Source organism: Chitinolyticbacter meiyuanensis (assembly GCF_008033135.1).
Taxonomy (GTDB): domain Bacteria; phylum Pseudomonadota; class Gammaproteobacteria; order Burkholderiales; family Chitinibacteraceae; genus Chitinolyticbacter; species Chitinolyticbacter meiyuanensis.
Window position 1 is genome coordinate 1164527 of the sequence record NZ_CP041335.1, and the last position, 15323, is coordinate 1179849.

16 protein-coding genes and 1 pseudogene are annotated in these 15323 nt (G+C 66.1%); 10 read left to right on the forward strand and 7 right to left on the reverse strand.

Going from position 1 to position 15323, the window contains the following annotated elements; genetic code table 11:
- Positions 1 to 194 precede the first annotated feature (194 nt).
- The gene (locus FLM21_RS05660; RefSeq protein WP_187360103.1) at positions 195 to 896 is read left to right on the forward strand and encodes a MarC family NAAT transporter; all 702 of its coding nucleotides are present in this window, start codon (positions 195 to 197) and stop codon (positions 894 to 896) included.
- On the opposite strand, the gene miaA is transcribed toward FLM21_RS05660, so the two are convergent.
- Genes miaA through mutL form a run of 3 tightly spaced genes read right to left on the reverse strand, consistent with a single transcriptional unit; the run spans position 847 to position 4423 of the window.
- Positions 847 to 1785 carry a tRNA (adenosine(37)-N6)-dimethylallyltransferase MiaA gene (gene miaA / locus FLM21_RS05665; RefSeq protein ID WP_148714631.1) on the reverse strand — a complete coding sequence of 313 codons (939 nt, stop codon included), beginning with the start codon at positions 1783 to 1785 and terminating at the stop codon, positions 847 to 849. The genes FLM21_RS05660 and miaA overlap by 50 nt on opposite strands.
- Positions 1782 to 2570 (reverse strand): hypothetical protein, encoded by a 789-nt coding sequence (locus FLM21_RS05670; protein WP_148714632.1) that lies wholly within the window; start codon positions 2568 to 2570, stop codon positions 1782 to 1784. The genes miaA and FLM21_RS05670 overlap by 4 nt, the downstream gene beginning before the upstream one ends.
- A complete protein-coding gene (mutL, locus tag FLM21_RS05675) occupies positions 2570 to 4423 on the reverse strand; it encodes a DNA mismatch repair endonuclease MutL (RefSeq protein ID WP_148714633.1) in 1854 nt (617 codons plus the stop codon). Before mutL ends, FLM21_RS05670 begins: the two co-directional genes overlap by 1 nt.
- Positions 4424 to 4609: 186 nt before the next feature.
- Between mutL and FLM21_RS05680 the strand changes: the two genes are divergently transcribed.
- The gene (locus FLM21_RS05680; RefSeq protein WP_148714634.1) at positions 4610 to 4942 is read left to right on the forward strand and encodes a hypothetical protein; all 333 of its coding nucleotides are present in this window, start codon (positions 4610 to 4612) and stop codon (positions 4940 to 4942) included.
- 40 nt (positions 4943 to 4982) lie between these two features.
- On the opposite strand, the gene FLM21_RS05685 is transcribed toward FLM21_RS05680, so the two are convergent.
- Positions 4983 to 6290: an N-acetylmuramoyl-L-alanine amidase gene (locus tag FLM21_RS05685; protein WP_148714635.1), complete on the reverse strand. Its 1308-nt coding sequence runs from the start codon at positions 6288 to 6290 to the stop codon at positions 4983 to 4985.
- Positions 6260 to 6739 (reverse strand): tRNA (adenosine(37)-N6)-threonylcarbamoyltransferase complex ATPase subunit type 1 TsaE, encoded by a 480-nt coding sequence (gene tsaE / locus FLM21_RS05690; RefSeq protein ID WP_148714636.1) that lies wholly within the window; start codon positions 6737 to 6739, stop codon positions 6260 to 6262. The genes FLM21_RS05685 and tsaE overlap by 31 nt, the downstream gene beginning before the upstream one ends.
- On the opposite strand from tsaE, the gene queG reads away from it, so the two are divergent.
- From queG to FLM21_RS05725, 8 genes are all read left to right on the forward strand, one after another.
- Complete coding sequence (gene queG, locus FLM21_RS05695) at positions 6734 to 7810, forward strand: tRNA epoxyqueuosine(34) reductase QueG (protein ID WP_148714637.1); 1077 nt, start codon at positions 6734 to 6736, stop codon at positions 7808 to 7810. The genes tsaE and queG overlap by 6 nt on opposite strands.
- Complete coding sequence (gene pxpB, locus FLM21_RS05700; protein WP_148714638.1) at positions 7807 to 8454, forward strand: 5-oxoprolinase subunit PxpB; 648 nt, start codon at positions 7807 to 7809, stop codon at positions 8452 to 8454. The genes queG and pxpB overlap by 4 nt, the downstream gene beginning before the upstream one ends.
- A complete protein-coding gene (locus FLM21_RS21090) occupies positions 8451 to 9380 on the forward strand; it encodes a 5-oxoprolinase subunit C family protein (RefSeq protein ID WP_222846781.1) in 930 nt (309 codons plus the stop codon). Before pxpB ends, FLM21_RS21090 begins: the two co-directional genes overlap by 4 nt.
- Positions 9368 to 10135 (forward strand): 5-oxoprolinase subunit PxpA, encoded by a 768-nt coding sequence (gene pxpA / locus FLM21_RS05705; protein ID WP_222846782.1) that lies wholly within the window; start codon positions 9368 to 9370, stop codon positions 10133 to 10135. The genes FLM21_RS21090 and pxpA overlap by 13 nt, the downstream gene beginning before the upstream one ends.
- 86 nt (positions 10136 to 10221) lie before the next feature.
- Entirely contained in the window at positions 10222 to 11031 is an 810-nt protein-coding gene (gene murI / locus FLM21_RS05710; RefSeq protein WP_148714640.1) for a glutamate racemase, read from the forward strand.
- 5 nt (positions 11032 to 11036) lie between these two features.
- Positions 11037 to 11390, forward strand: a complete 354-nt coding sequence (locus tag FLM21_RS05715; protein ID WP_148714641.1) for a hypothetical protein — start codon at positions 11037 to 11039, stop codon at positions 11388 to 11390.
- Positions 11391 to 11480: 90 nt separating this feature from the next.
- Positions 11481 to 11822 carry a CidA/LrgA family protein gene (locus FLM21_RS05720; protein WP_148714642.1) on the forward strand — a complete coding sequence of 114 codons (342 nt, stop codon included), beginning with the start codon at positions 11481 to 11483 and terminating at the stop codon, positions 11820 to 11822.
- A complete protein-coding gene (locus FLM21_RS05725) occupies positions 11819 to 12553 on the forward strand; it encodes an LrgB family protein (protein ID WP_148714643.1) in 735 nt (244 codons plus the stop codon). The genes FLM21_RS05720 and FLM21_RS05725 overlap by 4 nt, the downstream gene beginning before the upstream one ends.
- 1 nt (position 12554) lies before the next feature.
- Here the strand turns inward: FLM21_RS05725 and FLM21_RS05730 are convergent, their stop codons facing one another.
- Both FLM21_RS05730 and recG read right to left on the reverse strand, forming a co-directional pair.
- Positions 12555 to 13103: a putative metalloprotease CJM1_0395 family protein gene (locus tag FLM21_RS05730; RefSeq protein ID WP_148714644.1), complete on the reverse strand. Its 549-nt coding sequence runs from the start codon at positions 13101 to 13103 to the stop codon at positions 12555 to 12557.
- A gap of 120 nt (positions 13104 to 13223) precedes the next feature.
- A pseudogene (gene recG / locus FLM21_RS05735) lies at positions 13224 to 15257 on the reverse strand (ATP-dependent DNA helicase RecG); the annotation flags it as partial.
- Between the last annotated feature and the right edge of the window lie 66 nt (positions 15258 to 15323).

A 15323-nucleotide genomic window follows, 5' to 3' on the forward strand; every position in this document is an offset into this window, starting at 1 on the left:
CCAAGCACAAGGCATGCGACGCCGTGAACAACCCAAGGGATTGGCAAGGAGCACAACGCAGTGATTGATCGTTTTACGGGCTGGTCCTTCGGGTTTGCGACGTTGCCAACAGCGCGCAGCGTTAGGATCTGCCCTATGGGCAGCGGCGGGCGATCTGGTCCATGCTGTGGCAAACCCGGCGCCACGGAGGCCGCATGCTGCAGGAACTGATCGCTACCTTCCTCGCCACCATCACGGCGCTGCTGCCCATCGTCAACCCGCTCTACACCGCCACCGTGCTGCCCAGCATGGTGGTCAACCTCTCGCCCGAGGAGCGCGAGCGCCAGCTCACCCGTGCCTGCTATTACGCGGCCGGCATCCTGATCACCTTCCTGCTGGTTGGCGCGCTGATCATGGATTTCTTCGCGATTTCCATCCCCGGTTTGCGCATCGCTGGCGGGTTGATCGTCGCCTACATCGGCTTCACCATGCTGTTCCCCAACGAATCGGGCACCTTGCCCGACGCCGCCCAGCGCGAGGCCGAATCCAAGCGCGACATCTCGTTCACGCCGCTGGCGATGCCCTCGATCGCGGGGCCGGGCTCGATCGCCGTGGTGGTGTCGCTGTCGTCGTCGATGCACAACAACACCGACCTGCCGCTGTGGCTGGGCTATCTGGTGGTGATCGTTGGCATCGTCACCGTGATGTGGCTATCGTGGCTCAGCCTGCGCGCGGCCAAGCGGCTGTACGCGCTGTTGGGGGAAAACGGCATCAACGCCGTATCACGGGTGATGGGCTTCTTGCTGATCTGCATCGGCGTGCAGTTTTTGATCAACGGCGTACGCGACTTGCTGCACGACCCGGCCTTCATCCCGCAGCGACCAGCAGCTGCCGTGTCCGCGCCAGCACAGCCGTGACGAGATCGGGCTGCAGGCAATCGAGGGCTTCCACATCGTCCATGCCGCGCAGCCAGGTGAGCTGGCGCTTGGCGAGCTGGCGCGTTGCCGCGATGCCCTTGTCGCGCAGCGTGGCGAGATCGATCTCGCCATCGAGGTATTCCCAGGCCTGGCGGTAGCCGACGCAGCGCATCGACGGCAGATCGAGCGACAGCGCATAGCGACTGCGCAAACCGGCGACCTCCTCGACGAGGCCCTGCGCCAACATGGTGTCGAAGCGCTGCGCGATGCGCTGGTGCAGCACCGCGCGGTCGTTCGGCAGCAGCGCAAGCTTGGTCAGCGCATAGGGCAGTGGCTGCGACGCTGGTTGTGCCAGCAGCTCGGACATCGGCCGACCGGCAGTGAGGCAGATCTCCAGCGCGCGCTCGATCCGCTGCTGATCGTTGGGTGACAATCGCGCTGCAGTTGCCGGATCGAGCGTGGCCAGACGCGCATGCAGCGCTGGCCAACCGAGTCGCTCGGCATCGGCATGCAGCTGGGCGCGCAGCGCCGGATCGGCCTGCGGCAGATCGTGGATGCCGTGCTGCAGCGTGTTGAAGTAGAGCATTGTGCCGCCGACCAGCACCGGCAGCCGGCCGCGCGCGGTGATGTCCGCCATCAGCCGCAGCGCGTCGTCGCGGAACTGCGCCGCCGAATAGGCCGCCTCCGGGCTGATGATGTCGATCAACTGGTGCGGCGCTCGCTCGAGCTCAGCTACTGTGGGCTTGGCGGTGCCGATATCCATGCCGCGGAACACCAAGGCGGAATCGACCGAGATCAGCTCCACCGGCAGCCCGGCCTCGACCAGCGCCATGGCGCAGGCGGTCTTGCCCGAGGCGGTCGGGCCCATCAGGAAGAGGGCGGGGCTCATCGGGCAACCCGCTGCATCAGCCAGTTGGCGCCAAAGGCGCTGAAAACAGCAATCACGATGGCGATGGGCGCGGCCCAGGCATCCAGATAGCTGGCCAAGGGCGCAAGGCTGAGCAGGCTCGTGCCCATGCCGACCAGCCCGATCAGGAATCCGCGCATCTGCAGCAGTACCGCGTCGCCGCCGGCGTTGGCCATGGTGAAGGCGGGCAGCACGGTGGCGACCACGGGGCTGGGCGCAAGCAGGCCGGTCAGGCTCGGGCCGAGCAGTTGCGTCAGCCCGGTCAGCACCGAGACCAGCAGCAAGGCGGCCATCATGCGCGCGAATAGTTCGATGCGGGGCAGCGGGACCACGCGCGGTGCGGCTTTGGGGGACGGCAGCAGATAGCGCGCCGACAGCAGCAATGACGGTAGTACCGCCAGCCCCCAGAACAGGCTGCGCGCTATGCCGGCGTACACGACCAGCAACGCAACGGCCGCATAGCTGGCCCAACCGCACAGCAGGATGCCCAACCAGCTCCAGCGCCTGCCGTCCAGCCATATCGCTGCATAACCGACCACCAGCATGTAAACCAGATTCCCCCACAGGCCGACCGGCGATGCGCCCGCCACCTGCGTGGCGTAGTCCTGCCCGTATTGCAACCACAGCGCGGCGATCACGCAACCGGAAATCAGCGGCATGCCACCCAGGAGACCGGCAACACCTGGTCCCCAGCGCCTGCCAACCAGGCTGGCAAGGGCGATGACTGCCGGCCCCGCGAACAGTTTGACCAGTACAGCGCTGTCCATCACTGTCCTCGCATGAAGAGCCCGTCGAGCTCCTTCATCGTCAGGCGGAACCAGGTGGGGCGGCCGTGGTTGCACTGGCCGCTGCGCTCGGTGGCTTCCATCTCGCGCAGCAGTGCGTTCATCTCCGGAATGGTCAGGCTGCGGTTGGCACGCACGGCGCCATGACAGGCCATGGTGGCAAGCAGCTCGTTCTGCCGGCCGGCCAGCACCTGGCTCGCACCGACCTCGCGAATGTCCTTCAGCACGGCGCGGGCGAGTTCGATGGCGTCCGCGTCCTTCAGCAGCATGGGTACCGAGCGGATCGCGAGCTGGGTGGGTGAAGTGGGCGAGAGATCGAAGCCCAGTTGCGCCAGTACGTCCTGGTTGTCCTCTACCGTGGCGACATCGAGCCTTTCCGCTGGGAACACATGCGGGATCAGCAGCGGCTGCGTCGGCATGCGATCAAGATCCAGCGCGGTCTTGAGCTTTTCGTAGACCACCCGCTCGTGCGCGGCATGCATGTCGACCACAATCAGCCCGTCGCGCGATTGCGCAAGCACGTACACGCCATGGATCTGCGCCACCGCGAAGCCCAGTGGCGGAATGCCCTCGTCGTCGGTGGTAGGCAGCGGTACCGGCGCAGCCGCAACGACGCGCTCGAGCACCGCAGTGTTCGCTGCCATCGGATCGCGCTTGAGATCGCCGAACAGCCGGTCATAGACGGCCAGTGGTTCCTGCACCACGGGCAGAGGCATCGCCTGCTGGCGGTAGGCAGCGGTCACGTAGTCCTGTGGTTTCATCGCCTGCGCGGGCGAGGCCGCGAAGCCGGTGGGCTGGAAGGTGATCTCGCCGGTGTCCGGATCGACCTGACCGGGTGTGCTGCCGGCGCGTGTGGCGGATAGCGCCTTGGTCAGCGCGGAGAGCACGAAGCGATAGATGGCCTGGCTCTCGCGAAAGCGCACCTCGATCTTGGTCGGGTGCACGTTGACGTCGACACCTTCCGGATCGAGCTCCAGGAACAGCGCGTAGGCCGCATGGCGGTCGTGATGCAGCACGTCGCGATAGGCCTCGCGCAGCGCGTGCTGGATCACCTTGTCGCGCACAAAGCGACCATTCACGAAGAAATACTGCGCATCGCGACTGCCTTTGGAGAGCGTCGGTGAACCGGCGATACCCCACAGCCGCAAGGGGCCGATGCGCTCGTCGACCACCACGCCAGATTGCACGAATTCCTCACCCAATAGCTCGCCCGCGCGGCATGCCAGATCGCCGCGCGTAAGGCGCAGCTGGGCACGGCCGTTGTGCAGCAGCGTGAATTGCTTGTCCGGATGTGCCAGCGCCAGCCGCTTGACCGCATCCTCGCAATGGGCGAACTCGGTGGCATCGGACTTCAGGAACTTGCGGCGCGCCGGGGTCTGGTAATAGAGCTCGTGCACCTCGATGGTGGTGCCGACGGCGAGGGCGGCCGGTTCCGGCTCGGAGAGGCCGCCGTGGTCGGCCTCGACACGCCAGGCATGGCCGCTGCCGTCGAAACGGCTGGTGAGCACCAGCCGTGAGACCGAGGCGATGGAGGCGAGCCCCTCGCCGCGAAAGCCCAGCGTGGCGACGCGGGAGAGGTCATCGAAGCTGCGGATCTTGCTGGTGGCGTGGCGATGCAGCGCCAGCGCAAGGTCTTCGCGCTCGATACCGCCGCCGTCGTCGACCACCTTGATCAGCTTGGTACCACCGGCCAGGAGCTCGATATTCAGGTTCTGCGCACCAGCATCCAGGCTGTTTTCCAGCAACTCCTTCAGCGCATTGGCCGGACGTTCTACCACTTCGCCGGCGGCGATCTGGTTGACGAGGGTATCGGGCAAAACCTGGATGCGGGGCATGGCAGCAACGAGAACAGCGCAAAGGGCGAGTATATCAGCGCGCCGCGCGGCCCCCGCGCCAGCAAAACGGCAGCCTGCCGGCGACGATCCGATGAATGGTGATTATGTGGCTGATTTGGAACAATAATTTACCTCGCATTGTCGGATGACGGCGCTAGAATCTGAAACGTATCGAGGAGAACCGCCATGAACGTCTCGCAGCTGCCGTCGACCCCCGTCGTGCCGAACCGTCCCGCCCAGCTTCCCACCGTCGAGCGCCAGCCCGAGGTGGCAGCCCGCCCGGAAGATGCTTCCCTGTCGCAGGATCAGAAGGATGTGGTTGAAGCGCTGTATGTCGGCCAGCAACAGCAGAACCAGGTCGATATCTACATGGCCGTGGCTGCGGCGCAGCAGGACGACAGCGCAACGGTGACCGTGCAGCAGGACAGCAACCTTGATCTGTCGGTCAACATCAATCGTCCCAATGGCGAGCAGGTCTACCCCTATCAGAGCGGTAGCGTACTCGATACCCGCGCCTGATCCAGCACCTGACAAAAAAGCCCCGCAACGCGGGGCTTTTTCATCGGCTGGCGACCTTGGTGCGCGCCAGCGGCGGGTTAGCGGCGAAGTAGCGCTTGATGCCGGTAAAGAGCGCCAGCGCCATCTTCTGCTGATAGTCGTCCGACACCAGCCGGCGTTCCTCATCCGGGTTGGAGATGAAGGCGGTCTCCACCAGCACCGAAGGAATATCCGGCGCCTTCAGCACCGCAAAGCCGGCCTGTTCCACTTTGGCCTTGTGCAGCCGGTTGATCGAGCCGAGCTCGCCCAGCATGTGCTTGCCGAGCTTGAGGCTGTCGTTGATGGTGGCAGTCTGGGTGAGATCCATCAGCGTGCGCGCCAGATGCGCATCCTTCACGTCCAGCTTCACGCCGCCGATCAGATCGGCGTCGTTCTGCGTCTGCGCCAGCCAGCGGGCCGCAGTCGAGGTGGCGCCGCGCTCGGATAGCGCGAACACCGACGAGCCGTTGGCGTCCGGCCGGGTAAAGGCATCGGCGTGGATGGAGACAAAGAGGTCGGCCTTGGCTGCACGCGCCTTCTTCACCCGCGTGCCCAGCGGCACGAAGTAGTCGCCATCGCGGGTCAGCACGACCCGCATGTTGGGCTCGGTCTCCAGCATGCTCTTCAGCCGTTTGGCGATCTGCAACACCACCGTCTTTTCGTGGTTGCCGTTCGGGCCGACGGCGCCAGGGTCCTCACCGCCGTGACCCGGATCGAGCACCACGGTGACGAGGCGATCGACCTTGAGATCCTCATGGCGCAACGGCTGATCCGGCTTGGACGGTTCCACCTTTGCCGCTTCCGGCTTGTTCTGGTCGGCCTGCGGCGGGACTGGGGTGTGCTGGTCGTCGAGAAAGGCGAGCAGCGGATCGGTCTGCACGGCCGGGTAGGCGTCGATCACCAGCCGGTGCTGGTAATCGGCCACCGGCGGCAGGGTGAACACCTGCGGCTTGATCTCGGTCTTGAGATCGATCACCAGCCGTACCATGCCGGGCTTGAAACGGCCGGCGCGCATCTGCTGGATGTAGGGGTCGTCCGCGCTGACCTTGCCAGCCAGGCTCTGCAGTTCGCCACTGAGCTCCACGCCTTCCAGGTCCACCACCAGCCGATCCGGATTCTTCAGCAGGAACTGCTTGAAGCTGAGTGGCGCATCCGATTCGATGGTGATGCGGGTGTAGGCCTGGGCTGGCCACATCCGCACCGCCACCACCGAGGGCGTGGCAGCCCGGGCGCCGACCGGCAGCACCGACAGCAGCAGCACGCCGCCGGCTGCGCCCAGCAACTGGCGGCGGGTGGTATTCAGTTCGGCAGGTCGAGTCGGGCGAGCCATCGGGTTCCGTTTTCGGTTCGGGCGGCGATTTCAGCTTGCCTGCCTTCGCCGTGAGGCGAGAGCCGGATCAGCCAATCGGGCTCGGGCAATAGCGCCGCAGCCTTGTCGGCCCATTCGATCAGGCAGACGCTGTCCGGATTGAAGTAATCGCGAAAGCCGGCGTCTTCCCATTCGGAAGGGTCGTGAAATCGATACAAATCAAAGTGATACAAGTATAAATTCGAAACAACATAAGGTTCAACCAGCGTATAGGTGGGGCTTTTCACGCGGCCGGTGTAGCCAAGCGCGCGCAACAACCCGCGCGTGAGCGTGGTTTTGCCCGCGCCGAGGTCGCCTTCGAGGAAGACGACGAGGCCCGGCGCCAGTGCCTGCGCCAGCGCGGCGCCCAGCGCCAGCGTGGCCGCTTCGTCGGCGAGAAACAGCTTTCGCGTATCATCAACGGTATGCATGAAGAGCTCGGAATCCTGGATGGCGTAGAAGTGGCGGCGCAGATCAAGCGCTGGGCCACGGAGCTGGGGTTTGCCCGCGCGGCCATTACCGGCACCGATCTCAGCCATGCCGAGGCAGGGCTCACCGCGTGGCTGGAGGCGGGCTTCCATGGCGAGATGGATTATATGGCACGCCATGGCCTCAAACGCGCCCGCCCGGCTGAGCTGGTACCGGGCACACGTTCCATCGTCAGCGTGTTCCTGCCCTATTTGCCGCCTTCGTCGGCGCAGAGCGAGGCGGTGCTGGCCGATGGTGCCAAGGCCTATCTGTCGCGCTATGCGCTGGGGCGCGACTACCACAAGGTACTGCGCAACAAGTTGCAGCAGCTGGCTGATCGGCTGGCTGAGCGGATCGGGCCGTTCGGCCATCGCGTGTTTGTCGATTCGGCGCCGGTGCTGGAGGTGGAGCTTGCCGAGCGGGCCGGCCTGGGTTGGCGCGGCAAGCACACGCTGTTGATCAACCGCGATCATGGCTCGTTTTTCTTTCTGGGCGAGCTGTTCACCGACCTGGCGTTGCCGCTCGATCCGCCGACCGAGAACGAGCATTGCGGTCGTTGCACCCGTTGCCTCGAGCTGTGCCCGACCCGCGCCATTGTTGCGCCGTACACGGTCGATGCGCGCCGCTGCATCTCCTACCTGACCATCGAGCTCAAGGGCAGTATTCCCGTCGAGTTCCGGCCCATGCTGGGCAATCGTGTCTATGGTTGCGACGACTGCCAGCTGGTCTGCCCGTGGAACCGCTTCGCCGCGCAGACCGGCGAGGGCGATTTCCATGTGCGCCATGGCCTCGACGACGTGGAGCTGGTCGAACTGTTTGCCTGGAGCGAGTCCGATTTCCAGCAGCGCATGGCCGGCAGCGCCATCTACCGCATCGGCTACGAGCGCTGGCTGCGCAACCTGGCGGTCGGGCTTGGCAACGCCCCACGCTCGGCGCCAGTGATCGCTGCGCTGCGCACCCGGCAGGATGATGCCAGCGCGCTGGTACGCGAGCACGTGGTCTGGGCGCTGGCACAGCATGGAGAAGCGGTTTGAGCGACGCGCAACTGACGATACAGCCGGTTGGTGAAACGGCGCTGACGCTGTCGGCCGGCGAGGGCCTCGCCACGCAGCGCCGGCTGTGGGCGGCTTGGCATGCCTTGCGCCAGCGCCTGCCGGAGGTGGAGTGGATACTGGGCGTCGGCAACCTCACCGGGCACTACGATCCGCTTGCCACTCCGGCGCGGCTGATCGAGAAGGCGCTGGAAGGCGCTTGGACGCACAGCGCCGGCAGCGAGTTCGAGCAAGGCCGCACCATCGAAATCCCGGTGCGCTACGGCGGCGAACACGGCCCTGATCTCGCCCCGGTCGCCGAGCAGACCGGCCTCACCGAAGATGAGGTGATTGCGCTGCATGCTAAGCCCGATTACGTGGTGTATTGCCTGGGTTTTCTGCCGGGCTTTGCCTATCTCGGTGGGCTCGACGCACGCATCAGCGTGCCTCGCCGGGCAACGCCGCGGCTGCGGGTACCTGCTGGCGCGGTGGGTATTGCCGGCAATCAGACCGGCATCTATCCATTGGCGTCGCCAGGAGGCTGGCAACTGATCGGCCGTACCGATACACCGCTGTTCGATCCCTATCGCGAGACGCCGGGCCTGCTGGCGCCGGGCGATACGGTGCGCTTCGTGGCGGCGGCATGAGCGTTGTCATCCTCAAGGCCGGCCCGCAGGCCACGGTGGAGGACCTCGGCCGGCCCGGCTACCGGCCGCTCGGCGTGCCCGGCGGTGGCGCGTGCGACGCACCGGCCTTGCGGATTGGCAACCTGCTGGTCGGCAATGCGGAGGGCGCTGCCGGGCTGGAAATCACCCTCGGCGGGCTGCAACTGCGGTTTGAACGCGCTGGCCTGTTCGCGCTGACCGGTGCCGCGGTGCCTGCCAGCCTGGATGGTATGCCGATTGCCGGCTGGTGCAGCGTGCAGGCGCGGGCTGGCAGCGTATTGCGGCTGGGCTTTGCAAGCGAAGGTGCACGTGCCTACCTGTGCCTGGCCGGCGGCATTGCCGTGCCACCGGTGCTGGGCAGCCGATCGACCGGGTTGCTGGCCGGTCTGGGCGGGCATCACGGCCGTGCGCTGCAGCCGGGTGATGTCTTGGTGCTTGGCGAGCCTGTCCCGGCGCCAGTCGGCAGGGCCGTGCGTGCGCCGCACCGTGGCGAAGTGCTGCGCGTGCTGCCTGGGCCGGAATGGCCGCTGCTCACGCGCGAGCAGCAGAAGGCGCTGCTCGGCGCGGTCTGGTCGGTGAGCCCGGACAGCAACCGCATGGGCGCACGGCTGGCCGGCCCGGCGCTGGCGGTGGAGGCCGCATCGCTGCCGTCACACGCGGTACTGCCGGGCGTGGTACAACTGCCGCCATCGGGCCAGCCCATCGTGCTGCTGGCCGATGCGCAGACCACCGGGGGCTACGCCAAGCCACTGGTGGTGATTGCCGCCGACCTGTGGCGCGCGGCGCAATTGCGGCCCGGCGATGCCCTGCGCTTCGCCGAGGTCTCGACACAGGCCGCACTGGTGGCGCTGGGTGTCCAGCAGGATTGGATCAACCGCATCGCAAGGAGGTTGTCGTGGGCCATGTGATCGATCTCAATGCCGACCTCGGCGAAGGCTACGACTACGACGCCGAACTGATGCCGCTGATTTCGTCGGTGAATGTGGCGTGCGGCGGCCATGCCGGTGACGTCGACACCATGCGGCACACGGTGCGGCTGGCCAAGCATCACGGTGTGGCGATCGGCGCGCACCCGAGTTATCCGGATCGTCAGCACTTCGGTCGGGTATCGCTCGATCTGTCGCCGATGCTGCTGGTCGAAGTGCTCACCTCGCAGCTGTGGGCGCTGAACGCCGTCTGCATCGAGGAGGGCATCAGCATCGCCTACGTGAAACCGCACGGTGCGCTCTACAACGACGCCGCCCGTGATCCCGCACTGGCGCGGCTCCTGGCCGACACGGTGCGCGAGATCGATCCGGACTTGGCGCTGATGGGGCTGGCCGGCTCGGCGATGATGGCGGCAGCGCGCGAGGCGGGTCTGCAGCCGGTGGCGGAAGCCTTTGTCGATCGCGCCTACCGTGCCGACGGCACGCTGGTGCCGCGTTCGTTGCCGCACTCGGTGCATCACGATGAGGGCACGGCCGTCGGCCAGGCCTGCGATCTGGTCGAGCAGCGCGGCGTGCGCGACGAACACGGCGCCTGGCTGCCGGTCTCGGCGCAGAGCCTGTGCCTGCATGGCGACACCCCGCAGGCGCATCGCTTCGCCGAACAGCTGCGTGCCGAATTCGCCCGCCGCGACATCCGCGTGGCGCCCGTCTGGCTGGAAACCTGCGGCCTGGACTGACGCGGTCGCGGCGAACAATCTGTTGCCCGGCCGCGTGCGCGCCCAGGGGCCGAGCGCGTAGAATCCCGCCTTTCGGGAGCCGTTCCATGTCCACCCCCCAAGCCCATCATGCCATCGGTGTCTTCGATTCCGGCGTAGGCGGCCTCACGGTCGTGCGCGCGCTGATGGACAGACTGCCGTTCGAGCACATCACCTATTTTGGCGACACCGCGCGCGTGCCCTACGGCGTGAAGTCGGTCGCCACCATCGAACACTACACCCAGCAGATCGCCGATTTCCTGCTGCAGCGCGATGTGAAGATGCTGATCATCGCCTGCAACACCATGGCCGCCGTCGCCGCAGAAAAAGTGCGCGAAAACGCCACCGTGCCGGTGCTCGACGTGATCGAGGCCGGGGCGAAGAACGCCGTTGCGCACACCCAATCCGGCGGCATCGGCGTGATCGGTACGCCGACCACCATCAATTCCAACGCCTACGCCCGCGCCATCCACCAGCTCAATCCGGATTGCCGCGTCTATTCGCAGGCCTGCCCGCTGTTCGTGCCGCTGGTGGAAGAAGGCTGGCTCGACCATCCGGTCACCAAACTGACCGCACAGGAATACCTGAAGCCGGTATTCGTCGAGCGTATCGATACGCTGGTGCTCGGCTGCACCCACTACCCGCTGCTCAAGCCCTTGCTGCTCGACGTGGCCGGCAGCCGCATCGGCCTCGTCGATTCGGCGATTTCCATCGCCGACCAGGCTGCCGAACTGTTGCAGCAGCAAGGCCTCGCCAATCCCAGCCGCACCCGGCCGGACTATCGCTACCACGTGACCGATGTGCCGGTGAAGTTCCAGACCATCGGCGAGCGCTTCCTCGGTCGTAGCCTGGGGCAGGTCGAGCTGGTGCAGTGGTAAGCGAGATGGACGCGTGGCCGGCGCTGTTTGAGCTGGAGGCCTTTCTTGGCACCGTAGCGCTGTTCCCGGCAGAGGGTGGTGAACATTGGTTTCATCAAGGCGTGCGCTTCAATCGCGTGGCCGCCGATGAGCAGATCCGGTGTGCGATGCTGCCGTTCGACGGACAATTCATGTTTCGCTGGTCCGTTGCTGGCGAAGACCGTATCGATCTACAGCTGCAGTCCGTTCGCAAGCTGGAAATTCGTCGCGATGTCGGCGGCGAGCGCCTGGCTTGCTTTGTTCGGGAAGGCGGGGTGGATCAGTGCTTCACGATTACACTCGACCCCACGGTGCGGCTGCAGGTAACCGCTGCGCGCTGACCACGTGAATGATCGCATCAGACACTATTGCCGTGCCCTTTTCGCGAAGACTCCTCTAAGGTTGCAGGGTCGATCTGATTCCCAACCCAGATGCTCTACGGCCTCACCGTTCTCTTTGCCTTCCTGCTCGCCGGCGAGATGATTGTCCGCACTGCCGGCCTGCCCATTCCGGGTAGCGTGCTCGCCATGTTGCTGCTTACTGCGTGGTTGCTGCTGCGCCGCGGCGTGGAGCCGCGGGTGGCCAAGGTGTCGTCCGGGTTGATGCGCTACATGCCGCTCTTCTTCGTGCCGGCCGGGGTCGGCGTGATGGATCTGGGGCCGCAGCTGGCCAGCGAAGGCTGGTCCATGCTGGCGGTCATCGTGCTCTCCACGCTGATCACGCTGGCGGTCACCGCGCTCACGCTGCAATGGCTGCTGAGGCGGCAACGATGAACGAGCTGTCCGCACACTGGCAGCTGGCGCTGGCTTGGCTGCGTGATTTTCCAGCACTGTGGCTGGTGGCTACCGCCGCAGTGTTCTTGCTGGCCGACAAAGCCTACCGGCTGAGCCGGCACTTCCCTCTGTGTAATCCGCTGTTGCTCAGCGTGGCTGGCCTCGCGGTGCTGCTGACGCTGTTGCATGTGCCCTATGCCGACTACTTCCACGGCGCGCTGCCGTTGCACTGGGTGCTGGGCCCGGCCACGGTGGCGCTGGCGGTGCCGCTGTACCTGAACCTGCACCACGTGCGCGCCTCGCTCGCGCCATTGAGCATTGCATTGGCGGTGGGGGGCCTCACTGGCATTGTCAGCGCACTGCTGTTGGGGCAGTTGTTCGGCCTTTCACCGGCCTCGCTGATCTCGTTCGCCCCCAAGTCGGTGACGACGCCGATCGCAATGGCGATTTCCGAACACCTCGGTGGCTTGCCGGCGCTGACGGCCAACGTGGTCATCATCACCGGCATCTTCGGTGCCGTGATCGTGGTGCCGCTGATGCGGCTACTGGGCGTACGCGACCTGATGGTGCAGGGCTTTGCGCTGGGTGTTGCCGCCCATGGCCTGGGGACCGCACGCGCGGTGCAGCTCTCCGAAACTGCTGGCGCCTTTTCCGGTCTTGCCATGGGATTGAACGCCGTGCTGACCTCGCTGGCCTTGCCCCTGATCCTGGCGGTGTGGCCGTTGCATTGATTCAAGCTGCGGCCTGGAACACCGAGGATGGCGTGTCCTCCTCAACACGGTAAGTTGCGCCCAGTTGCCGTTGCCCGGGGGTCTGCTGCGCCAGCTCGGCCTGGGCCTGTTGTTCCATCGCTCGGGCCTGGGCGGCGATGGCGCGGTCCGCGCCGGAAGGATCGACCGGGGCGAGCGCGGCAGCCTGGATGATGCGCGCCTTGCGGATGGTTTCCTCGGGCGAATGGGCGGGGGAGACATCGATGCGTACTTCGCCGGCCACCGCATAACGCTGGCCGTCCTGCCCGGTCACCATCTGAAAGCTGGCACCGCCCATTGCCAAACCACCGGCGGCGGCGAGATGGGCTTGCTCATGGGCGCGCACGTTGCGATCGGTGGTGGCGAGCTCGCGCACCATCGCGTGGTCCTCGGCGCTCAGCTCCTCGCCAGGCGAGAGTCGCCGGGGCGTGGTGTGCGCGTAGCGCGACGACGACGTCCCCAGCCCGGAGCAGGCAGGGCAGCTGCAGCCGGGGCCGTGAACGCTACTGAACGAAGTGGTCGCGATCTCCATGCTGGGGCTCACATCCAAGTAATTGAATGTTAAGCACAAGTCGGTGGCTTATGTTGCATCCGCAGGCAGCGCTGGCCGCGTGGATGCCGCCGTCCGTCGCCAGCCTCCGATAGCCGGCGTTCAGACGCGCAGCAGCGCCTCGCGACCCGGTAGCCAGCGGTCCAGATGGGCGATGGCGGTGCCCGCATCCTGCGCCAGCAGCGTCTCCGCAGCCTCGCGTGCGGCCTCGACCAGATCGGCGTCCGCTTCCAAATCGGCAAAGCGCAGCATGGGTACGCCCGATTGGCGCACGCCGGCGAGTTCGCCCGGCCCGCGGATGCGCAGGTCTTCCTGGGCGATGACGAAGCCGTCGGTGTTCTCGAAGATCACCCGCAGCCGCTCCTTGGCGGTGTCGCCAAGGGGCCCGGTGTAGAGCAGCACGCACAGGCTGGCGTGGGCGCCGCGGCCGACGCGGCCGCGCAGCTGGTGCAATTGCGCAAGGCCCATGCGCTCGGCGTGCTCGATTACCATCAGGCTGGCATTGGGTACGTCGACGCCGACCTCGATCACCGTGGTGGCCACCAGCACCTGGATGCGGTTGGCGAGGAATTCGCCCATCACCTCCGCTTTCTCGTCCGTTTTCATCTTGCCGTGCAACAGGCCCACGGCCACGCCTTCCAGCTCCTCGGCCAGCTGCGCATGGGTATCGACCGCGGTCTGCAGCTGCAACGCTTCGGATTCCTCGATCAGCGGGCACACCCAGTACACCTGACGGCCTTCGGCGACCTTGGCGGCGATGCGGGTGATCACCTCGTCGCGGCGGGCGTCCGACACCAGCTTGGTGACGATCGGCGTGCGCCCCGGCGGCAACTCGTCGATCACGCTCACGTCGAGATCGGCGTAGAAGCTCATCGCCAATGTGCGCGGGATCGGCGTGGCGCTCATCATCAGTTGGTGCGGGCTTTGCCCCTTGGCGCGCAGCGCCAGCCGCTGCGCGACGCCGAAACGGTGCTGCTCGTCGACAATGACGAGGCCCAGATTCTTGAACTCGACCTGCTGCTGGAAGATGGCATGGGTGCCGACCACCAGCGCAGCGGTGCCAAGCGCAGCATCCTCGATCGCGGCACGCTTGTCCTTGGCTTTCAGCGATCCGGCCAGCCACACCACCTTGATGGAGAGCGGCGCGAGCCAGGCGGCGAGCTTGCGGTAGTGCTGTTCGGCCAGGATTTCGGTCGGCGCCAACAGCGCCACCTGGTAGCCGCATTCGATGGCATGGCAGGCCGCGATGGCGGCGACGATGGTCTTGCCCGAACCTACGTCGCCCTGCAGCAGCCGCTGCATCGGGTGCGGGGTTTTCAGATCGCGCGCGATATCGAGCAGCACGCGGTTCTGGGCTTTGGTCAATGCGAACGGCAGGCTGGCGACAAGCTGGGCGGCGAGCCGGCCGTCGGCGGCGATGACCGGGGCATTCTTCTCGCGCCGTGCCGCGCGCGCCATGCGCAGGCTGAGCTGCTGCGCCAGCAGTTCGTCGAACTTCAACCGGCGCCAGGCCGGGTGCGTGCGGTGCTGCAGCAACACGTTGGGAATATCCGGCGTTGGCGCGTGCAAGAGCTGCACGCTGTCGGCAAAGCCGGGCAGGCCGTAGTCGGCCAGCACCGCAGCGGGCAGCGTGTCGGAGAGTCGGCATTCGCGCAGCGCCTTGCCGATCAGCTTGGTCAGCGCCGCCTGGTTGAGCCCGGCGGTGGTCGGGTAGACGGGCGTCAGTGCTTCGGACAGCGACGAGCCATCGCCGACGTTGCGGATCTTGGGGTGGACCATCTCGTCGCCCCAGAAGCCGCGGCGGATTTCGCCATACAGCCGCACGCGCTTGCCGACGGCAAGCTGTGCCGCCTGATTGGGGTAGTAGTTGATCAGCCGCACCACCAGCATGCCGCTGGCGTCTGCCACGCGCGCCACCAGCTGCTTCTTGGGGCGGAACATCACGTCCAGCGTCTGTACCTCGCCCTCGACCAGTACGCTCGTGCCCATCAGCGCATCGGCAATTGCCACCAGATGGGTCTCGTCCTCGTAGCGCAGCGGCAGGTGCAGCACCAGATCGAAGGCGCGGTTGATCCCGAGCTTGGCCAGCCGGGCCTTAACGGCGGGAGCGAGGGCAGAGAAATCCATTGAGGTTAGTTGAGTTGAACGGTCGTTCTGGGTGCGGCTACTTTAGCCGGTTTGCCGGAGAGCGCAAAGTCACAT

Excerpts from the sequence above, each read along its gene's own strand:
- murI (WP_148714640.1), top strand. The coding sequence starts at position 10,222 with ATGTCCACCCCCCAAGCCCATCATGCCATCGGTGTCTTCGATTCCGGC.
- FLM21_RS05720 (WP_148714642.1), top strand. The coding sequence starts at position 11,481 with ATGCTCTACGGCCTCACCGTTCTCTTTGCCTTCCTGCTCGCCGGCGAG.
- mutL (WP_148714633.1), bottom strand. The coding sequence starts at position 4,423 with ATGCCCCGCATCCAGGTTTTGCCCGATACCCTCGTCAACCAGATCGCC.
- tsaE (WP_148714636.1), bottom strand. The coding sequence starts at position 6,739 with ATGCATACCGTTGATGATACGCGAAAGCTGTTTCTCGCCGACGAAGCG.
- FLM21_RS05730 (WP_148714644.1), bottom strand. The coding sequence starts at position 13,103 with ATGGAGATCGCGACCACTTCGTTCAGTAGCGTTCACGGCCCCGGCTGC.
- FLM21_RS05725 (WP_148714643.1), top strand. The coding sequence starts at position 11,819 with ATGAACGAGCTGTCCGCACACTGGCAGCTGGCGCTGGCTTGGCTGCGT.
- FLM21_RS21090 (WP_222846781.1), top strand. The coding sequence starts at position 8,451 with ATGAGCGTTGTCATCCTCAAGGCCGGCCCGCAGGCCACGGTGGAGGAC.
- FLM21_RS05670 (WP_148714632.1), bottom strand. The coding sequence starts at position 2,570 with ATGGACAGCGCTGTACTGGTCAAACTGTTCGCGGGGCCGGCAGTCATC.
- FLM21_RS05680 (WP_148714634.1), top strand. The coding sequence starts at position 4,610 with ATGAACGTCTCGCAGCTGCCGTCGACCCCCGTCGTGCCGAACCGTCCC.
- FLM21_RS05660 (WP_187360103.1), top strand. The coding sequence starts at position 195 with ATGCTGCAGGAACTGATCGCTACCTTCCTCGCCACCATCACGGCGCTG.
- FLM21_RS05715 (WP_148714641.1), top strand. The coding sequence starts at position 11,037 with ATGGACGCGTGGCCGGCGCTGTTTGAGCTGGAGGCCTTTCTTGGCACC.
- queG (WP_148714637.1), top strand. The coding sequence starts at position 6,734 with ATGCATGAAGAGCTCGGAATCCTGGATGGCGTAGAAGTGGCGGCGCAG.
- FLM21_RS05685 (WP_148714635.1), bottom strand. The coding sequence starts at position 6,290 with ATGGCTCGCCCGACTCGACCTGCCGAACTGAATACCACCCGCCGCCAG.
- miaA (WP_148714631.1), bottom strand. The coding sequence starts at position 1,785 with ATGAGCCCCGCCCTCTTCCTGATGGGCCCGACCGCCTCGGGCAAGACC.